The 21,473-nt window shown below is 53.3% G+C and carries 19 protein-coding genes; 12 read left to right on the plus strand and 7 right to left on the minus strand.

Annotated elements, in window-relative coordinates:
• Positions 1 to 51: 51 nt before the first annotated feature.
• The 7 genes from yhdP to csrD form a co-directional block, all read right to left on the minus strand.
• On the minus strand, positions 52 to 3,852 hold the full coding sequence (gene yhdP / locus ACT9TW_RS02660; RefSeq protein ID WP_446491602.1) for an AsmA2 domain-containing protein YhdP: 3,801 nt from the start codon (positions 3,850 to 3,852) through the stop codon (positions 52 to 54).
• Between the two features lie 43 nt (positions 3,853 to 3,895).
• Positions 3,896 to 5,365 carry a ribonuclease G gene (rng, locus tag ACT9TW_RS02665; RefSeq protein WP_014071995.1) on the minus strand — a complete coding sequence of 490 codons (1,470 nt, stop codon included), beginning with the start codon at positions 5,363 to 5,365 and terminating at the stop codon, positions 3,896 to 3,898.
• Positions 5,355 to 5,948 (minus strand): Maf family protein, encoded by a 594-nt coding sequence (locus tag ACT9TW_RS02670; RefSeq protein ID WP_014071996.1) that lies wholly within the window; start codon positions 5,946 to 5,948, stop codon positions 5,355 to 5,357. The genes rng and ACT9TW_RS02670 overlap by 11 nt, the downstream gene beginning before the upstream one ends.
• Before the next feature lie 9 nt (positions 5,949 to 5,957).
• Positions 5,958 to 6,446, minus strand: coding sequence for a rod shape-determining protein MreD (gene mreD, locus ACT9TW_RS02675; RefSeq protein ID WP_014071997.1), 489 nt, complete (start codon positions 6,444 to 6,446; stop codon positions 5,958 to 5,960).
• Complete coding sequence (gene mreC / locus ACT9TW_RS02680; protein WP_182062716.1) at positions 6,446 to 7,462, minus strand: rod shape-determining protein MreC; 1,017 nt, start codon at positions 7,460 to 7,462, stop codon at positions 6,446 to 6,448. The genes mreD and mreC overlap by 1 nt, the downstream gene beginning before the upstream one ends.
• Before the next feature lie 62 nt (positions 7,463 to 7,524).
• A complete protein-coding gene (gene mreB / locus ACT9TW_RS02685; protein ID WP_000913396.1) occupies positions 7,525 to 8,568 on the minus strand; it encodes a rod shape-determining protein MreB in 1,044 nt (347 codons plus the stop codon).
• Positions 8,569 to 8,848: 280 nt separating this feature from the next.
• Positions 8,849 to 10,789: an RNase E specificity factor CsrD gene (gene csrD / locus ACT9TW_RS02690; protein WP_446491603.1), complete on the minus strand. Its 1,941-nt coding sequence runs from the start codon at positions 10,787 to 10,789 to the stop codon at positions 8,849 to 8,851.
• A 183-nt stretch (positions 10,790 to 10,972) separates the two neighbouring features.
• On the opposite strand from csrD, the gene acuI reads away from it, so the two are divergent.
• The 12 genes from acuI (at position 10,973) to fis (ending at position 21,336) form a co-directional block, all read left to right on the plus strand.
• A complete protein-coding gene (gene acuI / locus ACT9TW_RS02695; protein WP_446491604.1) occupies positions 10,973 to 11,947 on the plus strand; it encodes an acrylyl-CoA reductase (NADPH) in 975 nt (324 codons plus the stop codon).
• 77 nt (positions 11,948 to 12,024) lie between these two features.
• The gene (gene msrP, locus ACT9TW_RS02700) at positions 12,025 to 13,026 is read left to right on the plus strand and encodes a protein-methionine-sulfoxide reductase catalytic subunit MsrP (RefSeq protein WP_446491605.1); all 1,002 of its coding nucleotides are present in this window, start codon (positions 12,025 to 12,027) and stop codon (positions 13,024 to 13,026) included.
• A complete protein-coding gene (gene msrQ / locus ACT9TW_RS02705) occupies positions 13,027 to 13,626 on the plus strand; it encodes a protein-methionine-sulfoxide reductase heme-binding subunit MsrQ (RefSeq protein WP_315686993.1) in 600 nt (199 codons plus the stop codon).
• A gap of 234 nt (positions 13,627 to 13,860) precedes the next feature.
• Positions 13,861 to 14,313 carry a type II 3-dehydroquinate dehydratase gene (aroQ, locus tag ACT9TW_RS02710; RefSeq protein WP_436354982.1) on the plus strand — a complete coding sequence of 151 codons (453 nt, stop codon included), beginning with the start codon at positions 13,861 to 13,863 and terminating at the stop codon, positions 14,311 to 14,313.
• Between the two features lie 21 nt (positions 14,314 to 14,334).
• The gene (accB, locus tag ACT9TW_RS02715) at positions 14,335 to 14,799 is read left to right on the plus strand and encodes an acetyl-CoA carboxylase biotin carboxyl carrier protein (protein ID WP_014072004.1); all 465 of its coding nucleotides are present in this window, start codon (positions 14,335 to 14,337) and stop codon (positions 14,797 to 14,799) included.
• Between the two features lie 10 nt (positions 14,800 to 14,809).
• Entirely contained in the window at positions 14,810 to 16,159 is a 1,350-nt protein-coding gene (accC, locus tag ACT9TW_RS02720; RefSeq protein WP_446491606.1) for an acetyl-CoA carboxylase biotin carboxylase subunit, read from the plus strand.
• A 108-nt stretch (positions 16,160 to 16,267) separates the two neighbouring features.
• Positions 16,268 to 16,510: a YhdT family protein gene (locus ACT9TW_RS02725; protein ID WP_182062723.1), complete on the plus strand. Its 243-nt coding sequence runs from the start codon at positions 16,268 to 16,270 to the stop codon at positions 16,508 to 16,510.
• On the plus strand, positions 16,500 to 17,951 hold the full coding sequence (panF, locus tag ACT9TW_RS02730; protein WP_446492671.1) for a sodium/pantothenate symporter: 1,452 nt from the start codon (positions 16,500 to 16,502) through the stop codon (positions 17,949 to 17,951). The genes ACT9TW_RS02725 and panF overlap by 11 nt, the downstream gene beginning before the upstream one ends.
• A gap of 10 nt (positions 17,952 to 17,961) precedes the next feature.
• Positions 17,962 to 18,843: a 50S ribosomal protein L11 methyltransferase gene (prmA, locus tag ACT9TW_RS02735; protein ID WP_182062724.1), complete on the plus strand. Its 882-nt coding sequence runs from the start codon at positions 17,962 to 17,964 to the stop codon at positions 18,841 to 18,843.
• Between the two features lie 136 nt (positions 18,844 to 18,979).
• Positions 18,980 to 19,720, plus strand: coding sequence for a carbonic anhydrase (locus ACT9TW_RS02740; RefSeq protein WP_182062725.1), 741 nt, complete (start codon positions 18,980 to 18,982; stop codon positions 19,718 to 19,720).
• A 330-nt stretch (positions 19,721 to 20,050) separates the two neighbouring features.
• A complete protein-coding gene (gene dusB, locus ACT9TW_RS02745; RefSeq protein ID WP_014072010.1) occupies positions 20,051 to 21,016 on the plus strand; it encodes a tRNA dihydrouridine synthase DusB in 966 nt (321 codons plus the stop codon).
• A 23-nt stretch (positions 21,017 to 21,039) separates the two neighbouring features.
• Positions 21,040 to 21,336 (plus strand): DNA-binding transcriptional regulator Fis, encoded by a 297-nt coding sequence (gene fis, locus ACT9TW_RS02750; RefSeq protein ID WP_000462905.1) that lies wholly within the window; start codon positions 21,040 to 21,042, stop codon positions 21,334 to 21,336.
• Positions 21,337 to 21,473 lie beyond the last annotated feature (137 nt).

The raw sequence follows: 21,473 nt of genomic DNA on the forward strand, positions 1-21,473 counted from the left end.
TAAATAAATTCTTATCAGTTGAGAGTGAGGCAATTAAGCGCCTTCGTCAAATCATTGCTGTGCATCTTTGCGCGGCTGGCGCAGCACTTCATTAATCTGCGGCTTATCAACCGGGCCCGTAATACGGTAACGCAGAATAGAGACTTTACTCCACAGCGGCCCCAGCACTTTACTGGCTGCAAACACCGCCGCGCCGATAATCGGGTTCACCACAAATGCCGTCGCAACACCGACGGTTGCAGAGATCTCTGGCGCAACCACGGCCTCCATATCCAGCTCGCGGCGAACGAGATCCACCGACCCTTTCATGGCAATATCGGCTTCCAGGCCATCCACCAGCGTGTCGTCAGTGTGCAGCACACCATCTTTGATCCAGGCCGTACTGCGGATGGAATCATAGTAGAAACCTTCGCTGAAGGTATCGCTGAAATCGAAGCGCAGCTTACGCAGCAGCGCGTCAAAGCTCAGCAGGCGCAGGATCTGCCCGGCATGACCGGTACTGACATCTGCAATTTCCCCTTTGCCAAAGTTGGTTTTCAGGATGCCGTTCAGAGAGGCTTCGTCTGGTTTCCACGGCGCAGCACGCCAGTGCAAATCATAGTTAACGTCAAACGAGGAGCCACGCAGCGGGGTACTGATACCAAAGAAGTTGGCCGCTGCATCCAGTTTGTTCCCCTTAATTTGCCCCTTGAGGGATGTACGCTGCTCGCCTGGGTTATTTACCCATTCGCCTTCTGCTGTCAGGCGTCCAAAACCGGTATCCACCAGACCACCGGAAAGACTCAACGTATTTCCCTGTATCGCTAAATCACCGTCGATACGGCCATACTTTTGTCCCCACAGCCAGCACTCGGCGCAACGCAGTTGCAGATCGGGCCAGCCGCTGAAATCCACACGCGCAGTGCTGCTGAACGGCGACGCGTTTGCTGACTGATCTTTCCCGGGCGCGGTCGCCGGGTTGTAGTAGAGATAGCGGATCGCCGCTTGCCACGGCGCATTATTACGCAGGGTGAGTGTGCCGTTGATCTCCCGGCCCTGCGCTTCGACTTTCGAGCCCGTCGCCGTGGGCTGTGAAACAATGCTCAGGTTATTCCACTGCTGTCCGGCCATGGTCAGCGCCGGGGTGCGCAGGGTAACGGTTTGCGGGAACTGCGCTGCATCGTCAACATTTTGCCCGATGCCTTGCTGGAGCAGGGCCAGCCATTCAGCGCCATCCATCGGCGGTAAATTCAGCTCGATTCCTGATTGTTCCGGCAATGGCGGGATTGTGCGGCTGTCCGTGGTCCAGATAGCTTTATCAAGCGTAAGCTTGCGGTTCAGCAGCCAGCGGCTATTAAAGTGGTTCGTGCCGTTCGCATTACCAGTCAGCTCAAAGCTGTTCAGGTTGCCATCCACGTTAAGCTTCACTGGCAGTGACTGGCCGGCTTTCTTATCCAGCGGCGCCGGAAGGTCACTGCTGATGTTTTTAAGGTCGCCGGTAATATCGACTTTATACCGCGCACTGGCGTGATACGGCAGATCAATGGCAACCTTACCATTCCAGGACACAGCGCCGTTAATGGCGCCCGCAATCGGCTTTGGCAACACGTCCATACGGGAAGGCTGCCAGCTGGCGTCCAAATTGACGGCCACCTGGTAGGCTTTTTCACCCTCTGTGGTCGAAAAATCGATGTTAACCGGCTGATTGAACCAGCTCGCCTTCAGCGGGTCACTCTTCAGATTGCCGTTTTCAAAGCTGAACTGCCCGGTGAGGTTTTTCAGGGTGCTATTAAGCGGTTTGATAAAGAGGCTGTTGTTATTGAGCCGGACGTCGCCTTTGGCGGTGGTCATCTTCCCATCCAGCGGGATATCCAGATGTAAGCGAGCATTCACATCGCCATCAAGCTGCAACTCCTGAAGGGTAGCAGCCAGGGACTCTTTCAGCGGCGTCTCTTCAAAGTACGGACCAACGGCTTTGCCTGGGCCATTGATATCCGCATCAATGAGCAGTTTTTCTTTCGAATAGTCCGGTATGTTCGCTGTCAGGTTGCTGGCGGTCACGCCCCCGAGCCCAACGCTTGCCGACTTCATCCACAGCCCGTCATTGAGGAAGTTAAGCTCAATATCGAGGTTTTTCAGCGCAGGCCAGTTTGGCTGGAAGGCAAAGGTGGCGTTGTGCAAAGGCACCAGCACCTGGAACTGCCCTTCATTATGCTTGTACGGGAAAAGGTGCGGGTTGCCGCCATACACCAGCGTGGCGTTATCCGCCTGGCCGCCCTGAATCGCGCCGCTCAGGTAATCCACCAGCTCTTTACCCATCAGGTTTTCCGGGAAGTAGCGCCAGGCCTGAGAGCCATCGTCAGTGCTAATGCCTGCCAGGATGCCGAGCCAGGGTTCATCTCCCTCCGGCTGCAAATAACGGAAGTCACCGCGGGCATGAACCCCTTTGGCTTTCACATCAATGTTGCGCCCATCCAGCTGGAAGCCTTTATCATTTTTGAGCCAGTTGAGTGTAGCGGTGCCCTTTTCTATCTCCAGCGGGGCGCGGAATACCGTTTCGTATGGCATTTTGGCGTCGGCCATTTCTGCCGTCAGACTGCCGTCCTCAACGCTGCCTTCCAGCTTGCCGCTAAAGTGCTGCGCGCCTGGCAGCAGTTTCCACTGTTTCCAGGCCAGGTCTTTCCAGGTCGCCTGGAAGCGGGTTTTTTCTGTGGCCTGTAATGGGATATCCAGCGCCAGCGTCTCTATCTGCCCGCTTGGTTGTGTTGCCAGCCAGATGTCACCCAAATCTGGAGAGAGTTTGGCCGCCATTGAACGCAGCCCTTCGACTGCGGCCAAATCCAGGTTGCTGGCACGAATGCGTAGCTCATCGCTACGTTTACCACTTGTCCCGCCAACATCCTGCTCAGGGATCCAGGCCAGCGCCAGCGCGCCACGCGGCCAGGGTTTGTTGTCCATGGTGATGCGCGTATCCGGGATAGCAAATTGCCAGCCGTTCTGTACTTTGGTGATGTGTGCGGTCAGGTTATCAACGGAAAGCTGATGCTGCTGGTTTTCACCTTTCCAGCTCCCGCCCCCCTGCTTTAGCCAGATATCGCCGCTGGCGAATTCGCCTTTGGTCAGCGTCATCCAGCCTTCCAGGCTAAAACGGGCGGTTTCCAGCTGCATGTTTTGCTGTAACCAGTCGCCAAGCCAGGGCTTCACATCCACATCATCGGCTTGCAGCCAGACCTTGCCATTGTTCAGCAGACCATTGTCATCTCGCAGATCCATACGCACCTGCATCACGCCATGCTGCCCGTTCAGGCTGGAAAGATTAACCTGCCCTTCAGCGCGATGCCGGTCTTTGCCGTTAAGCCAGGTCAGCTGCGGAATGGCCAGCTCAGCACGCTGGCCGGAGAGCGTGATAAAGCTCACTTCGCTGTCGCGCAAATCGAAATGATCGAACTGACGCAGGAAGAGATCGCTTATCCGGTTGGTTTCAATACCCTGGCTACTGTCGTCGCTGCGCAGCGGCGTGTTGGTCAGAAACTGGAGCTGATAAAAGGTGAGATCGCGAAACTGCCAGCGAAGGTGCAGCAAACTTTGCCACACATCCAGCGCCAGAGTCACACGTTTGATTTTCAGATAGCCGCCATCTTTCAGGCTGGCATTGATATCCCGCACATCGAGCGTCGGGCCGAAGTTTTGCCAGTTGGCACTAACCTGGCTCACATCCACCGGCACGCCGGTGGATGATTCGATTTTCGCCAGCACCTGCGGGCGCCAGCTGTCCAGATGCGGTAAAACGAGGCGCAGCCCGCTCACGAGCAACGCGACAATCACGACAAGCGTTGCCCCTGTAAGCAGTAAAATCCCCGGCAATCGCCTCACGCATCTCTCCTTGTCAGCCTTTGGTCTCACAGCGTACTGCGTCTTACATCATGACGACGTCAAACTGCTCCTGGTTATAGAGCGGCTCGATTTGCACTTTAACCTGTTTGCCGACAAAGATTTCCACTTCCGCCAGCGCGTGCGACTCTTCGCCTTTGAGGGCCTCAGCCACCGCAGGGGAAGCATAGACCAGAAAACGGTCAGAGTCGTAGGCGTGATGGACACGAACAACTTCACGCATGATTTCGTAACAGACAGTCTCCACCGTCTTTACGGTGCCACGGCCATGACAGGTCGGGCATTCATTACACAGCACGTGCTCTACGCTTTCGCGGGTACGCTTACGCGTCATTTCCACCAGACCCAGCTGCGAGAAGCCGTTGATACTGGTTTTCACGCGATCTTTACTCAGCGCCTGCTCCAGCGAGTGCAGTACGCGACGGCGGTGATCTTCATTATTCATATCGATAAAGTCGATGATGATAATGCCGCCCAGATTTCGCAGACGAAGCTGGCGCGCGATGGCCTGCGTCGCTTCGATGTTGGTATTGAAAATGGTGTCGTCCAGATTACGATGGCCAACAAAAGCCCCGGTATTGATATCCACCGTGGTCATGGCTTCGGTCTGATCGATAATCAGATAACCGCCCGATTTCAGCTCAACCTTGCGCTCAAGCGCGCGCTGGATCTCGTTCTCGACGTCATAGAGATCGAAAATCGGCTGGCGGCCGGAGTAGTGCTCCAGCAGACCGGGCATTTCCGGGATATATTCGGCGGTAAACTCCAGTAGCGCTTCATACGTCAGGCGGGAGTCAACACGAATTCTGTCGAGCTGCGCATCGGCAAAGTCACGCAATACGCGCTGAGCGAGCGCCAGTTCGCCGTACAGTTGGTAACGGGTCTGGTTGCGTTTTTTACGCTCCATCACCTTGGTCCAGACGCGCTTCAGGTAGGCCGCATCAGACGCCAGATCCTCTTCGCTGATCCCTTCCGCCGCAGTACGGATGATAAATCCGCCCTGCTCGTCGCAGTACGCGCTCACTACTTTTTTCAGGCGTTCGCGTTCGCTTTCGCTCTCAATGCGCTGTGAAACGCCAACGTGCGAAGCACCCGGCATAAAGACCAGATAACGGGAAGGAAGCGTGATGTCGGTCGTCAGACGTGCGCCTTTGGTGCCCAGGGGATCTTTCACCACCTGCACCATCAGATCCTGGCCCTGACGCACCAGCTCGGAGATGTCGCGGACGGCAAACTGTTTTTGCTCTTCGCCCGCCACGCACTCGGTGTGCGGCATGATATCGGAGGCATGTAAAAATGCCGCCTTATCCAGTCCAATATCTACAAAAGCCGCCTGCATGCCCGGTAGTACACGACTGACACGACCTTTGTAGATATTGCCTACTATTCCGCGCCGCGCTTCACGCTCAATATGAATTTCCTGAAGAATGCCACCATCAATGTAGGCCACACGGGTTTCCGATGGCGTTACGTTTACCAACAATTCAGCCGTCATAATTATCCCTTCCCTCACGCAGTGAGTTAAAATTGCTCAGCAACTCATACGTTTCCACCAGCGGTAAGCCGACCACGGCGTGATAGCTGCCATTAATCTTCCTGACAAAACAGCCACCCAACCCTTGAATACCGTATGCACCTGCTTTATCCATTGGTTCGCCGCTGGCGATATACGCGGCGATCTCATCGTCGGTAAGCACTCTGAACGTGACGTCCGTGACCACCAGGCAATCCAGTACGTCCTGGCTATCAGCCAGTGCCACTGCGGTCATCACCTGGTGTGTTTGTCCGGACATCTTGCGCAGCATCCGCGCCGCATGTTCTGCGTCACGGGGTTTCTCAAGGACTTCACCGTTAAGAATAACGATGGTATCTGCCCCCAACACCGGTAAGTCTCGCGGCACAAGCGCCACACCAGCACGCGCTTTTTCACGTGCCAGACGAGAAACGTACTGCTGGGCGCTTTCACCCTCAGCACGTTTTTCTTCAATACCGGTAACGATGCGTTCAAAGGAGACGCCCAACTGAGTGAGCAACTCCTGACGACGCGGTGAACCAGAGGCAAGATATACAGACGTCATAGAAACCTTTTATTGCACGGCAAACTGCTGACGAACTTTACGCATCAGCAGGAACAGCCACGGCCAGAGCACACCATTCACTACACTACTCCAGAACACTTCCGGTCGGAAAGAGACATTGATCACTAAAAACTCTGCCCAGAAAACAACGATATCCGCAGCAAGCGACAACAACATCACCACCAGCGCCTGTTGCCAGAGCGCGAGGTTACGAAAGAGCTGGAATTTGAGTGCGACGAGGTACGCAATAATGCTCATGGATAAGGCGCGCACGCCAAGCGTAGAGCCACTAATGAGATCCAGTATGGCACCCATCACAAAACCTGTGCCGACATTTACGCGGTGCGGCAGGGCAAGGATCCAGTAGAGCAAAATGAGCAATACCCAGTTTGGCCGGAAGACGAGGATGTCGTCCGGCCAGGGCATAATTTGCAGCAATAGTGCAATGAGAAACGAGAGCCAGATAACCCAGCGTCCCTGGCTACGATAACTTGCCACTACTGCCCTCCCTGGGAGAGTCGCGGTGGCGGTGGCGCATCCGGTAGAGGCTGCGTTAATCCCGTAGCAGGCGCAGGGACTGGCGCAGGTGGCCCCATAGAGTCAGCCGGCGGAAGCACCTGCGGCATCATTTGCATCAGGCGTTCATTCGCAACACGGTGAACCTCTTCCGGAGTCATCGGGTTAGTGCCGTTACGATCGGCACCCCACAGCAGCAGCAAATAGCGCAGACGCTGTAAACCTGCCGTTGGACGAGCCTGAATCACGGTGTAAGCACGCTGGGTATCAAGCTTCACAGACGAGACAACCCCAACCGGATAACCTTCAGGGAAGCGTCCGCCAAGGCCGGATGTCACCAGCACATCACCCACACGAATATCCGTGTTGGCTGGCAGGTGTTCCAGTTGCAGATCGTCCGTACAGCCGTTGCCGGCCGCAATCACACGGATGTCGTTACGCAGCACCTGAATCGGCAGTGCATGGGTTGCATCGCAAATCAGCAGGACGCGGCTGGTCAATTTCGCGACCGCCACAACCTGGCCGACAACGCCTTTATCACTGATGACAGGCTGGCCTTCATAAACCCCGTTGACGCTGCCTTTGTCGATCACCACCTGATCGCTGTAAGGATCGTTCACGGTGGAGATAACCTGGGTCACCATTTTCTGCTCGTCCTGACGCAGCGGCGAGCCTAGCAGTTCACGCAGACGCGCGTTTTCCTGCTTATATTGGCCAAGCATCAGCAGCTCGCTATTTTTCAGCAGCAGTTCCTGACGTAACGCCCGGTTTTCAAGTTCGAGCTGGTCGCGTGAAGACAACGTTTGAGAAACGGAGTCGAGTAATTCACGGGGACCATTTGATACAAAGTAGAAAGGACTGACGGCGGTATCCATGTACGTTCTGATTTGGCTGAACGTACCGAGGCGGCTATCGGCAATAATGACACCAAGCGCCACCAGAACCGCCAGGATCAGGCGAAACTGTAGCGATGGGCCACGGCTAAAAATTGGCTTCATAGGCTATGCGTATTCTCGCGTCAGAGAGAAAGGGTAGCAATTTGCTACCCTTTCACAACCGACTACTCTTCGCTGAACAAGTCGCCACCGTGCATGTCGATCATTTCCAGCGCCTTGCCACCACCACGGGCGACGCAAGTCAGTGGATCTTCTGCAACTACGACAGGAATACCTGTCTCTTCCATTAACAGGCGGTCGAGGTTACGCAGCAGCGCACCACCACCGGTCAGCACCATACCGCGCTCAGAGATATCAGAAGCCAGTTCTGGTGGGCACTGTTCCAGGGCAACCATTACCGCGCTCACGATACCGGTCAGCGGCTCTTGCAGCGCTTCGAGGATTTCGTTGGAGTTCAGGGTAAAGCCGCGTGGAACGCCTTCAGCCAGGTTACGACCACGAACTTCGATTTCGCGAACTTCGTCACCCGGGTAAGCAGAACCGATTTCGTGCTTGATACGCTCTGCGGTGGCTTCACCGATCAGAGAGCCGTAGTTACGGCGCACATAATTAATAATGGCTTCGTCGAAGCGGTCACCACCGATACGTACGGAAGAGGAGTAAACCACGCCGTTCAGCGAGATAACGGCCACTTCAGTGGTACCACCACCGATATCAACCACCATAGAACCGGTCGCTTCAGACACAGGCAGACCCGCACCGATTGCCGCAGCCATTGGCTCTTCAATCAGGAACACTTCACGCGCACCAGCACCCTGAGCGGATTCACGGATTGCACGACGTTCTACCTGAGTTGCACCAACGGGCACACACACCAGAACACGCGGGCTTGGACGCATGAAGCTGTTGCTGTGAACCTGCTTGATGAAGTGCTGAAGCATTTTTTCAGTCACGAAGAAGTCAGCAATAACACCGTCTTTCATTGGGCGGATCGCGGCGATGTTGCCTGGGGTACGACCCAGCATCTGCTTCGCATCATGACCAACAGCAGCCACGCTTTTTGGCGAGCCGGCACGGTCCTGACGAATGGCCACAACGGAAGGCTCATTCAATACGATGCCTTGTCCTTTTACATAAATAAGGGTATTCGCGGTACCCAGGTCAATGGACAGGTCATTGGAAAACATGCCACGAAATTTTTTCAACATACTAAGGGATAATCCTGAAAGCTGGGGCGGAAAACAAAATCCGCTTACTTTACCAACCACACGCAGCAGCGACAAGGCGCAAAAATCGTCTGCTACGGTGAAAATTAGTGCAGTACGTTTCCTTTGTTACAAATTCATCCCCTGAGTCCCTCAGGGCTGAGTAAACAGTAGCGTCCCTCACTTTCATTTGTAACCAGTCAAAGGTCGTTCACTGGCTTTTGCTCGTCAAACTCAAAGCTACAGGCGCGATATTCTACGTGAAAACAAATTAAACGGCAGGTCAAACAGAGTATCTTTGCAAATATTTTTTCACATTGGTGTCAAGCGGCTGAGAGGACGCAAAAAAATCACCCTGACCACCCACAACACCGCGCTCTGTCAACATCTGCCATTCGCTTCGTGATCGCACGCCGGTGGCAAATACTTGTGTTCGCGTTCCCTTGCACGCTTCAACCAGGCTCTGAACCAACAGCTGGTTTTCCGTGCGTTTTTCGATATTCCTTACCAGCCCTGGATGAAGCTTCAATAATTCAACATCCAGTTCCTTGATCCAGCTGGTGCTGACCAGCGTCAAGCCCGCCTGCGTGACCGCCACACGAGCGCCGAGCGCATTCATCAAACGTACCATCGGGCGTAACCGGCTGATGTGTTGACCTACATCCGCCTCAGCAAGTTCAAAAATAATGCGTTTACGTTGCGATTTTTCGCATTGCATTAATATATCGCGTAGCCAACGCTGAAAACGCGGGCGAATTAAAGACTCGACGGTGACCTGTAATGCCAGGTTTTCCTCTGGCCAAAAAGATAAGAAGGGAATAAGCCGCGTAATCTGCTGGCGGTCGTACTCTTCTGATAGCCCAAATTGCAGCACCATCGGTAGATACTCTGCGGAAATCACCTCTTCCGTACCGTCGAAAATACGGCACATCAGTTCACGATGATGTACATGGCCATTTTTCATCACCGCAGGTTTTTGATAAATACGTGGCCCGCCGCGACTCAGCATTTGCTCAATCAGCGTTCGCCAGCGCACATTCCCGCGACCTTTTTCCGGCAGCGAGTCATCATATACCGCCCACCCGTTTGCCCCTTGCAACACAGCGTTGCGGGTGGCCGCTTCCGCATGTTCCATGACCTGTTCAGTCGACTGGCCGCCGCGCCAGGCACAGATACCAATATGTACCATGTCATCCCTGTCGAGCATTTTGCTTTGTGGCAATGCATCGACGGCTTTAAGCAGTTGACCTGCAATGCTTTCAGATTCTTTTAGCGTCCGGTGAGGCAACAACACGGCAAAATCGCTGCGGTGATAGCGCGCCAGCAGAGAGCCAGGATAGCGCATAATAAAGGTCGACAGCAGGTTGATAAGGATAAAGAGATTGTCTTCCGCCACAGCCCGTCCCCAGTTGTCCCGCAGCAGATCAAAATCGGGCAGGCGGATCATCATCACAACCCCGTGCGTCCCCACTTTTTCAGGATCGTCCAGCAGCGTAGCCAACTGATTATCAAAGAAGAGACGGTTATTCAGGCCGGTTTTATTGTCCTGCGCGGCGTAGGACCGAATCAGTGTATCCATACGACTGCGCTGATCGCTGGCAAACTGGATTTCCGAAAGCAGCACGTCCAGGGCGCTGCTGGTACGCGTCGGCCATTCGTAAATTGACCCGCGAACCTGCGGCCCACGTTCGCCATTTAAAATGCGTACCGAGCGGTTTTCCAGCAGCTCCTGCCCTGAAAGCTGACGACGCTGCCAGCGCACGGCCAGAAAAATCAGCAGCACAATAAACCCCACCGCCAGAGTAAGCGGTGCGGTGGTCATTAAAGAGCGGAAGTAATTTGCCATCGGATCCTGGTAAGCCAGTTTGATGGTCATACCTGGATTTTTGAGCGAATGAACCGTCACTTCACGATACTGGTTCATCATGCCTGCCGGACGGTAGCTTCCCTGCCGGGCATGGCTGAAGACGAGCGAATTCCCCTGGCGGATGTCTATCTGAACGATATCAACCGGCACCATAATTTCATCCAGTTCACGGGACAGTGCTGGCAACGGCGTGGTCACCAGACGCGTATCAATGACGGATGCAACAGACTGGACCCGATTAACCAGCTTGTCCTGAATGGCGTTATAAAAGCTCAGGGAACAGCCGATGAGGGTGACAAAGATGGTGAGTCCCGTCAGCAGCGTGATAAAAGCCGAGAATTTCGTCGTTAATCGCATCCTTGAGATTACTCCGTGGGTTGATGGGGTAGCGAGTAAGCGCTAACTTGCATTTCAAATGCGGCATACTACCAAACCTGGTGTTTCTGGCAATTTATTGCGTTAAATCGGCATTGGCTTTCAATGAGCGAGTATAGTCTTCAGAAAATTTTTTCCAATCATCATACGTAGTGAGGACCCTTTATGCAGGCTTTGATCTTAGAACAGCAGGACGGCAAAACGCTTGCCTCGGTGCAAACCATTGAAGAGAGCCGTCTGCCGGAAGGTGAAGTAACCGTCGACATCGACTGGTCCAGCCTGAATTATAAGGATGCGCTGGCCATTACGGGCAAAGGCAAAATCATTCGTAATTTCCCGATGGTTCCAGGTATCGATTTTGCCGGGCGTGTGCATACGAGCGAAGATCCACGCTTCCACCCAGGACAGCAAGTATTGCTCACCGGCTGGGGCGTTGGCGAAAACCACTGGGGAGGTCTGGCCGCTCAGGCCCGGGTGAAAGGTGACTGGCTGGTGCCTATGCCGAAAGGCCTGGATGGGCGTAAAGCGATGATCATTGGTACCGCAGGCTTTACCGCCATGCTTTGCGTGATGGCGCTGGAAGATGCAGGTATTCGTCCTGAGTCAGGTGAAATCGTTGTCACCGGGGCCAGCGGTGGCGTGGGCAGTACCGCCGTGGCTCTGCTGCATAAATTAGGCTATCAGGTTGCTGCCGTATCTGGACGCGAAAGCACGCACGACTACCTGCGCCAGCTGGGTGCTAACCGGATCCTGGGACGTGACGAATTTGCCGAAACCCGTCCACTGGAAAAACAGATCTGGGCTGGTGCAGTCGATACCGTGGGCGACAAAGTGCTGGCAAAAGTGCTGGCGCAAATGAACTACGACGGTTGCGTAGCCGCCTGCGGTCTGGCGGGTGGATTTACCCTGCCAACCACCGTAATGCCGTTTATTCTGCGTAATGTGCGTTTACAGGGGGTGGATTCCGTCATGACCCCTGCGGCGCGTCGTGCAGAAGCCTGGGAACGCTTGTCTCGTGACCTGCCAGAATCATTCTACGCCCAGAGTGCAACGGAAATTAGCCTTAGCCAGGCACCGGAATATGCCGGTAAGATCATGGACAACCAGTTCCACGGCCGCGCGCTGGTGAAAATTGTCTAATCTTCAAATTTTCGTGACATATTCGCGCTAACCCTTCTCCTCCGTCATGCTTAGAAAAACGCATGACGGAGGATGCCATGAAAACCAAAAAACTGACGGAAGCTGACGTAACGTCCGAGTCTGTCTTTATGTTACAGCGCCGCCAGATCCTGAAAATGCTTGGCATCAGCGCAACCGCCCTGACGCTCTCACCGGCAGCTCATGCCGACCTGCTTGACTGGTTTAAAGGTAACGATCGCCCGAAAGCCCCTTCCGGCGCGCCACTCAACTTTACCAAACCAGCCGAATGGCAAAACAAACTCGCTTTAACGCCCGAAGACAAAGTCACTGGTTACAATAACTTCTACGAGTTTGGTCTTGATAAGGCCGACCCGGCGGCAAACGCTGGCGGAATGAAAACCGATCCCTGGACGCTGAAAATTGACGGTGAGGTCGCGAAGCCCCTGACCCTGGATCATCACGACCTGACCACCCGTTTCCCGCTGGAAGAGCGCATCTACCGTATGCGCTGTGTCGAAGCCTGGTCAATGGTCGTGCCCTGGGTGGGGTTCCCGCTGCATAAGCTACTGGAGATGGTAGAACCCACCAGCAATGCAAAATATGTCGCTTTTCAGACGCTCTACTCCCCGGATGAGATGCCCGGCCAGAAGGACCGGTTTATCGGCGGTGGGCTGGATTATCCTTATGTAGAAGGGTTGCGCCTCGATGAGGCCATGCACCCGCTCACCCTGCTTACGGTGGGTGTGTACGGTAAAGCTCTCCCGCCACAAAACGGCGCACCTGTTCGCTTAACCGTGCCGTGGAAATACGGATTTAAAGGGATTAAATCGATTGTCAGTATTAAGCTCACACGCGAGCGCCCTCCTACCACCTGGAATCTGGCCGCGCCCGATGAGTACGGTTTTTTTGCCAATGTGAATCCACATGTGGATCACCCGCGCTGGTCGCAGGCTACAGAACGTTTTATCGGCTCAGGCGGCGCATTGGACGTTAAGCGTCAGCCAACGCTGCTGTTTAACGGCTACGCCGATGAGGTCGCTTCTCTGTATCGCGGCCTGAATTTACGGGAGAATTTTTAAGTGCGTTTAAGCGTAAAACAAATAACCTGGCTCAAGGTCATTTTGCACTTAGCGGGATTGCTTCCTTTTATCTGGCTGTTTTGGGCAGCCAGTCACGGGTACTTCAGCGCCGACCCGGCAAAGGATATTCAACACTTTACCGGTAGGATGGCTCTGAAATTTCTGCTGGCCACCTTGCTGGTTTCCCCTTTAGCGCGCTACGCTAAACAGCCATTATTGATACGTACACGTCGGCTTTTAGGGCTATGGTGTTTTGCCTGGGCGACGCTACACCTCACCAGCTATGCGCTGCTTGAGCTGGGTATTAACAATCTGGCATTGTTGGGTCGTGAGCTGGTTACGCGTCCTTATCTGACGTTAGGTATTGTCAGCTGGCTGATTTTACTGGCACTGACGCTGACTTCGACGCAATATGCGCAGCGAAAACTGGGCAAGCGTTGGCAACTGCTACACAACTTCGTCTATCTTGTCGCGATCCTCGCCCCCATACATTACCTGTGGTCAGTGAAGATTTTATCCCCGCAACCCATCATCTACGCACTGCTGGCCCTGGCGCTTTTAGCGTGGCGTTACAAGAAGTTCCGCCAGTGGATGAGATAGTTCGCCAAACTGTGCGTTTTCCCGCAGATTACTTATCCGCCGCGACTCTTTTTCGGATAGCGGTTGATAATCTTCCCTGATAAGACCAGTATTTAGCTGCCAAATGCTACGAAATCGTTATAATGTGCGACCTTGGTTTTCCTGACAGGGGTTTTAGGCCTCTGAAAAGGTGACAATCGCGCATCGAAGGTATATTTTGTTTTTTACCGGAGAATCGCAGGAGATAGCAGCACAATGGCTGACAAGTTCCAGATCTTAGTTTTGAACGGACCGAACTTAAATATGCTCGGCACCCGTGAGCCAGAGAAGTACGGCACGCTGACATTGAGTGAAATTGTTAACCGTCTTGCGACGGAAGCAGCCTCGTTGAATGTGGATTTGGATCATTTTCAGTCAAACGCGGAGTACGCACTCATCGACCGTATTCATCAGGCTAAAGACAATGTGGACTATATCCTGATCAATCCCGCCGCGTTTACGCACACCAGTGTTGCTATCCGTGACGCGCTGCTCGCGGTGAGTATCCCGTTCATCGAGATCCACCTGAGCAACGTACATGCGCGGGAGCCGTTCCGTCACCATTCGTATCTGTCGGATATCGCCGCTGGCGTTATCTGCGGACTTGGTGCGGACGGTTATTCATACGCTTTACAGACAGCGGTAAAACGCTTGTCACAATCACACTAAACAAGAGTACGGAACCCACTCATGGATATTCGTAAGATTAAAAAACTGATCGAGCTGGTTGAAGAATCAGGCATCTCCGAACTGGAAATTTCTGAAGGCGAAGAGTCTGTACGCATCAGCCGTGCAGCCCCAGCCGCTAGCTTCCCGGTAATGCAGCAAGCTTACGCTGCACCGATGATGCAGCAGCCTGCGCTGGCCGCAGCCGTTGCACCAGCAGCAGAAGCCGCACCTGCAGCAGCTGCAGAAATCAGTGGTCACATCGTACGTTCCCCAATGGTTGGTACTTTCTACCGCACCCCGAGCCCGGACGCAAAAGCGTTTATCGAGATCGGTCAGAAAGTCAATGTAGGCGATACCCTGTGCATCGTTGAAGCCATGAAAATGATGAACCAGATCGAAGCAGACAAATCAGGTACTGTGAAAGCGATTCTGGTCGAAAGTGGTCAGCCGGTTGAATTCGACGAGCCGCTGGTCGTCATCGAGTAACGAGGCGAACATGCTGGATAAAATTGTTATCGCCAACCGCGGCGAGATTGCTCTGCGTATTCTTCGTGCCTGTAAAGAACTGGGCATCAAGACTGTCGCTGTGCACTCAAGCGCGGATCGCGATTTAAAACACGTATTGCTGGCGGATGAGACGGTCTGTATTGGCCCGGCTCCGTCCGTAAAAAGCTATCTGAACATCCCGGCTATCATCAGCGCCGCTGAAATCACCGGCGCGGTGGCAATTCATCCGGGTTATGGCTTCCTCTCTGAGAACGCCAACTTTGCTGAGCAGGTTGAACGCTCTGGCTTTATCTTCATCGGCCCGAAAGCCGACACCATTCGCCTGATGGGTGACAAAGTGTCTGCAATCACGGCGATGAAAAAAGCTGGTGTTCCAACCGTTCCAGGTTCTGACGGCCCTCTGACCGACGACATGGATGCTAACCGTGCTCATGCTAAACGCATTGGCTACCCGGTAATCATCAAGGCGTCTGGCGGTGGCGGTGGTCGCGGGATGCGCGTAGTGCGCAGCGATGCTGAACTGGCGCAGTCCATCTCCATGACCAAAGCTGAAGCGAAAGCCGCGTTCAGCAATGACATGGTGTACATGGAAAAATACCTGGAAAACCCACGCCACATCGAAATTCAGGTGCTGGCAGACGGTCAGGGTAACGCAATCTATCTGGCAGAACGTGACTGCTCTATGCAGCGTCGTCACCAGAAAGTTGTTGAAGAAGCACCAGCACCGGGCATTACTCCGGAACTGCGTCGCTACATCGGCGAGCGTTGCTCTAAAGCCTGTGTGGATATCGGCTATCGCGGTGCAGGTACTTTTGAGTTCCTGTTCGAAAACGGCGAGTTCTATTTCATCGAAATGAACACCCGTATTCAGGTAGAACACCCGGTTACCGAAATGATCACCGGTGTTGACCTGATCAAAGAGCAGCTGCGTATTGCAGCCGGTCAGCCACTGTCCATCAAACAGGAAGAAGTTGTGGTCAAAGGCCATGCGGTAGAATGCCGTATCAACGCCGAAGACCCGAACACCTTCCTGCCAAGCCCGGGTAAAATCACGCGTTTCCACGCGCCGGGTGGCTTTGGTGTGCGTTGGGAGTCTCATATCTACGCCGGTTACACCGTACCACCGTACTATGACTCAATGATCGGTAAGCTGATTTGTTACGGCGAAAACCGTGACGTGGCAATTGCCCGCATGAAAAACGCCCTGCAAGAACTTATCATCGACGGTATCAAAACCAACGTTGACTTGCAGATGCGTATCATGAGCGACGAGCACTTCCAGAATGGTGGAACTAACATCCACTATCTGGAGAAAAAACTCGGTATGCACGAGAAGTAAGACTGCATCGACGCTAAAAGGCCGGATTATCCGGCCTTTTTTATTTCTGGGGATCCGAAAGCCCCATCATGTACAATCCCCGCTTTCTTCATCCACAAGGGACGACAAATGGACACGCGTTTTGTTCAGGCCCATAAAGAGGCGCGCTGGGCGCTGTGGCTGACCCTTCTCTATCTTGCAGCATGGTTAGTGACTGCTTACTTACCTGACTCTGCTATTGGCATTACCGGCCTGCCGCACTGGTTTGAAATGGCCTGCCTGCTGTTACCGTTGGTTTTTATTGTGTTGTGCTGGGCAATGGTGAAATTTATATATCGTGATATTCCGCTGGAGGACGATGATGCAGCTTGAGGTCATTCTGCCCCTTATCGCTTACCTGCTGGTGGTGTTTGGTCTGTCGGTTTATGCCATGCGTAAAAGAACGACAGGCACCTTCCTGAACGAGTATTTCCTCGGTAGCCGCTCGATGGGTGGCGTCGTGCTGGCCATGACGCTCACGGCTACCTACATCAGCGCCAGCTCGTTTATTGGCGGGCCGGGAGCTGCCTATAAATACGGGTTAGGCTGGGTGCTGTTAGCGATGATTCAGCTTCCTGCCGTCTGGCTCTCTCTGGGCATACTCGGCAAAAAGTTTGCCATCCTTGCACGTCGTTATAATGCCGTAACGCTCAACGATATGCTGTTTGCCCGCTACCAGAGCCGCTTACTGGTATGGCTGGCAAGCTTAAGCCTGCTGGTCGCCTTTATTGGTGCGATGACGGTGCAATTTATCGGTGGTGCGCGTCTGCTGGAAACCGCAGCGGGTATTCCCTACGAAACGGGGCTTATCATCTTCGGGGTCAGCATTGCGCTCTATACTGCCTTTGGCGGGTTCCGTGCCAGCGTGCTGAACGATACGATGCAGGGCATGGTCATGCTCATCGGTACGATTGTCCTGCTGGTGGGTATCGTTCATGCCGCAGGTGGCCTGAGCCATGCTGTTGAAACTCTGGAAGCGATCGATCCGAAACTGGTCTCGCCGCAGGGGGCGGATGATATCCTTTCTCCGACATTCATGACCTCCTTCTGGGTGCTGGTCTGCTTTGGGGTGATTGGCCTGCCGCATACCGCCGTACGTTGTATCTCTTATAAGGACAGTAAGGCGGTTCATAAAGGCATCATCATTGGCACCATTGTGGTTGCCATCCTGATGTTTGGAATGCATCTGGCAGGTGCATTAGGCCGCGCCGTGATTCCGGATCTCACCGTGCCGGATCTGGTGATCCCGACATTAATGGTCAAAGTTCTGCCGCCGTTTGCCGCCGGGATTTTCCTTGCCGCACCAATGGCCGCCATCATGTCGACGATCAACGCCCAGTTGCTGCAAAGTTCCGCTACGATCATTAAAGATCTTTATCTGAACGTGCGTCCCGAGCAGGTCACCAATGAAACTCGCTTAAAACGCATGTCGGCCCTGATAACACTGGTGCTGGGAGCGCTGTTGTTATTAGCCGCCTGGCGTCCGCCAGAGATGATCATCTGGCTCAACCTGCTTGCGTTTGGCGGCCTGGAAGCCGTGTTCCTGTGGCCACTGGTTCTGGGGCTGTACTGGGAGCGGGCAAATGCCGCTGGCGCATTAAGCGGTATGATTGTCGGGGGAGTGCTGTATGCCGTCCTGGCAACATTTAAAATTCAGTACCTGGGCTTCCATCCGATTGTGCCTTCGCTACTGTTAAGTTTGCTGGCGTTTGTGGTGGGTAACCGTTTTGGTCAACCTGTGCCACAGGCCGCCGTAATTTCTACTGATAAATAAAGAGTTTGCCATGCCGTGGATCCAACTAAAACTGAACACAACCGGCGCTAACGCCGAAGAGCTGAGCGATGCGCTGATGGAAGCCGGTTCGGTTTCTATCACCTTCCAGGACACGCATGACACCCCGGTGTTTGAGCCGCTGCCTGGCGAAACACGCCTGTGGGGCGACACTGACGTTATCGGCCTGTTCGACGCAGAAACCGACATGAAAGAGGTGGTCGCTGTCCTGGAAAACCACCCGCTGTTGGGTGAAGGCTTTGTGCACAAGATTGAGCAACTGGAAGACAAAGACTGGGAGCGCGAGTGGATGGATAACTTCCATCCGATGCAGTTCGGTAAACGTCTTTGGATCTGCCCAAGCTGGCGCGACGTGCCGGATGAAAACGCGGTTAACGTGATGCTTGATCCGGGTCTGGCGTTTGGTACGGGTACACACCCGACAACGTCACTGTGCCTGCAATGGCTGGACGGTCTGGATCTGGAAGGAAAAACAGTGATCGACTTCGGTTGCGGATCCGGGATCCTCGCCATCGCGGCACTGAAACTGGGCGCAGCAAAAGCCATCGGGATCGATATCGATCCGCAGGCGATTCAGGCCAGCCGTGATAACGCTGAACGCAACGGCGTATCAGACCGTCTTGAACTGTATCTGCCAGACGCTCAGCCAGAGGTCATGAAAGCCGATGTGGTGGTCGCCAACATCCTGGCCGGCCCATTACGCGAACTGGCCCCGTTAATCAGCGTGCTGCCCGTTGAGGGGGGTCTGCTGGGCCTTTCGGGAATACTGGCAAGCCAGGCCGACAGCGTCTGTGAAGCTTATGCCGACCTCTTTGCGCTTGACCCGGTGGTCGAGAAAGAGGAATGGTGCCGTATTACAGGACGTAAAAAATAAGTTTTTGGCGTGGTCATCTGACCACGCCTTTCCCTTCTGATTTTCCTCTCATCCCCTGCCATTCTTCGTTAAAATAACCACACAAATCATAGTAATAATTATTGATTTGGATAATAAAATTCACAGGAAGAATACTATGACTCACTTTACTGGCAAGGCAGCGCTGCTGGCGCTAAGCATTATCTCGTTCTCAGCATCTGCGTCTCACTGGGGCTATGAAGGAGAAGGCGCACCTGAGCATTGGGGAGAACTGGACGACGCATACAAAACCTGTAAAAACGGGGTTAACCAGTCTCCCGTTAACATCGATACCACCGCCAAAGCCCACCTCTCTCCTTTGCAAACGCATTACAGCGAAGGGCCTGTCTCTCTGACGAATAATGGACATACCATTCAGGCGGGTGAAAAGGCCGGAACACATGACAGTATCACCCTCGATAAACAGAGCTGGATCCTGCAACAGTTCCATTTCCATGCCCCAAGCGAAAACACAGTGCATGGCAAAAAATACGCGATGGAAATGCATCTGGTGCACAAAAATGCCGAGGGGGAACTGGTGGTAGTCGCCGTGATGTTTGATCAAGGCGCAGCTAACTCAGAGCTGGAAAAACTGTGGGCCGTGATGCCAGGACAAGCCGACCAGAACGTTAGCATTACGTCGAACCTCAATCTGAATAAATTACTGCCAACCGACAAAACGTTTTGGCGTTTTAGCGGTTCTCTGACCACTCCACCTTGCTCTGAGGGCGTCACCTGGGTTGTCCTCAAACACCCACTGACCCTTTCTACAGAACAACTGGAGAAATTCACCCATACCATGCATCACGATAATAACCGCCCGGTACAGTCACTTCATGGCCGCGTCATTGTCGAATAACGTGCATTTTTTGCGCTAAGATCATGTTCTAAATTGCGACGTAGATCGCATAGAACCGGGATAATCCGCTGCAAAAAACAGCAGATTATCCCGCTTAAGTGATACCTTTATTCAGAAATGATGAGAAGTTACGGGAAATTGTAAGAGACGATAAAATAACCGTTATCGCATAACATAATGATTTAAATAATGAATAATTTTTACCATAGGCCCTGAGCGGCGATTCATTGATCTACAACAGTGGATTGTTCAAAGTTTGGCCTTTCATCTCGTGCAAAAAATGCGTAATATACGCCGCCTTGCAGTCACAGTATGGTCATTTCTTAACTCATGCGCATCGGACACCACCAGCTCAGAAATCGCCTGATCGCAGCACCTATGGCAGGTATTACCGACCGACCATTCAGGACGCTGTGCTACGAGATGGGAGCAGGATTAACCGTATCCGAGATGATGTCGTCTAACCCGCAAGTGTGGGAAAGCGATAAGTCCCGCCTGCGGATGGTGCACATAGATGAACCAGGTATTCGTACCGTGCAAATTGCCGGAAGCGTGCCTGAAGAGATGGCAGATGCCGCGCGTATTAACGTGGAAAGTGGCGCCCAGATTATTGATATCAATATGGGTTGCCCGGCCAAAAAGGTGAATCGCAAGCTTGCAGGTTCAGCCCTTCTGCAATACCCCGACCAGGTGAAGTCAATCCTGGAGGCGGTTGTCAGCGCGGTGGACGTTCCTGTTACGCTGAAGATTCGCACGGGTTGGTCGCCGGATCACCGTAACTGTGTAGAGATTGCCCAACTGGCCGAAGACTGTGGCATTCAGGCCCTGACCATTCATGGACGCACTCGCGCCTGTTTGTTCAACGGTGAAGCTGAATACGACAGTATTCGGGCAGTTAAGCAGAAAGTTTCCATTCCGATTATCGCGAATGGCGACATAACTGACCCGCTTAAAGCCAGAGCTGTGCTCGACTATACGGGAGCTGATGCTCTGATGATAGGACGTGCCGCTCAGGGAAGACCCTGGATCTTTCGGGAAATCCAGCATTATCTGGACACTGGAGAGCTGCTTGCTCCACTGCCTCTGGCAGAGATTAAGCGCTTGCTTTGTTCGCATGTTCGGGAATTGCATGACTTTTACGGTCAGGCAAAAGGGTACCGAATTGCGCGTAAACACGTATCCTGGTATCTCCAGGAGCACGCTCCGAATGACCAGTTTCGGCGCACATTCAACGCCATAGAGGATGCCAGCGTACAGCTGGAGGCGTTGGAGGCATACTTCGAAAATCTTGCGTAATGAAATAAAGAGCTGACAGAACTATGTTCGAACAACGCGTAAATTCTGACGTACTGACCGTTTCCACCGTTAACTCTCAGGATCAGGTAACTCAAAAGCCCCTGCGTGACTCGGTTAAACAGGCACTGAAGAACTATTTTGCTCAACTGAACGGTCAGGATGTTAATGACCTGTATGAGCTGGTATTGGCTGAAGTTGAACAGCCACTGTTGGACATGGTGATGCAATACACCCGCGGTAACCAAACCCGCGCTGCGCTGATGATGGGTATCAACCGTGGTACTCTGCGTAAGAAACTGAAAAAATACGGCATGAACTGATACTAGTCAGTTAAATGCTTGTTTAAAAAGGCGCTCTTCGGCATGGGGAAGCGCCTTTTTTATTGCCACTCACATTTAGCGTCAATGCTTTGTAAACCTTCACATTTCCCACTTTTCAACATCTACTTTTCGTGTAT

Source organism: Enterobacter sp. C4G1 (assembly GCF_052886895.1).

Coding starts and splice junctions, on each gene's coding strand:
- rng (WP_014071995.1), bottom strand. CDS start 5,365: ATGACGGCTGAATTGTTGGTAAACGTAACGCCATCGGAAACCCGTGTG.
- ACT9TW_RS02670 (WP_014071996.1), bottom strand. CDS start 5,948: ATGACGTCTGTATATCTTGCCTCTGGTTCACCGCGTCGTCAGGAGTTG.
- mreC (WP_182062716.1), bottom strand. CDS start 7,462: ATGAAGCCAATTTTTAGCCGTGGCCCATCGCTACAGTTTCGCCTGATC.
- mreB (WP_000913396.1), bottom strand. CDS start 8,568: ATGTTGAAAAAATTTCGTGGCATGTTTTCCAATGACCTGTCCATTGAC.
- csrD (WP_446491603.1), bottom strand. CDS start 10,789: ATGCGATTAACGACGAAATTCTCGGCTTTTATCACGCTGCTGACGGGA.
- acuI (WP_446491604.1), top strand. CDS start 10,973: ATGCAGGCTTTGATCTTAGAACAGCAGGACGGCAAAACGCTTGCCTCG.
- msrP (WP_446491605.1), top strand. CDS start 12,025: ATGAAAACCAAAAAACTGACGGAAGCTGACGTAACGTCCGAGTCTGTC.
- aroQ (WP_436354982.1), top strand. CDS start 13,861: ATGGCTGACAAGTTCCAGATCTTAGTTTTGAACGGACCGAACTTAAAT.
- accB (WP_014072004.1), top strand. CDS start 14,335: ATGGATATTCGTAAGATTAAAAAACTGATCGAGCTGGTTGAAGAATCA.
- accC (WP_446491606.1), top strand. CDS start 14,810: ATGCTGGATAAAATTGTTATCGCCAACCGCGGCGAGATTGCTCTGCGT.
- ACT9TW_RS02725 (WP_182062723.1), top strand. CDS start 16,268: ATGGACACGCGTTTTGTTCAGGCCCATAAAGAGGCGCGCTGGGCGCTG.
- panF (WP_446492671.1), top strand. CDS start 16,500: ATGCAGCTTGAGGTCATTCTGCCCCTTATCGCTTACCTGCTGGTGGTG.
- prmA (WP_182062724.1), top strand. CDS start 17,962: ATGCCGTGGATCCAACTAAAACTGAACACAACCGGCGCTAACGCCGAA.
- ACT9TW_RS02740 (WP_182062725.1), top strand. CDS start 18,980: ATGACTCACTTTACTGGCAAGGCAGCGCTGCTGGCGCTAAGCATTATC.
- dusB (WP_014072010.1), top strand. CDS start 20,051: ATGCGCATCGGACACCACCAGCTCAGAAATCGCCTGATCGCAGCACCT.
- fis (WP_000462905.1), top strand. CDS start 21,040: ATGTTCGAACAACGCGTAAATTCTGACGTACTGACCGTTTCCACCGTT.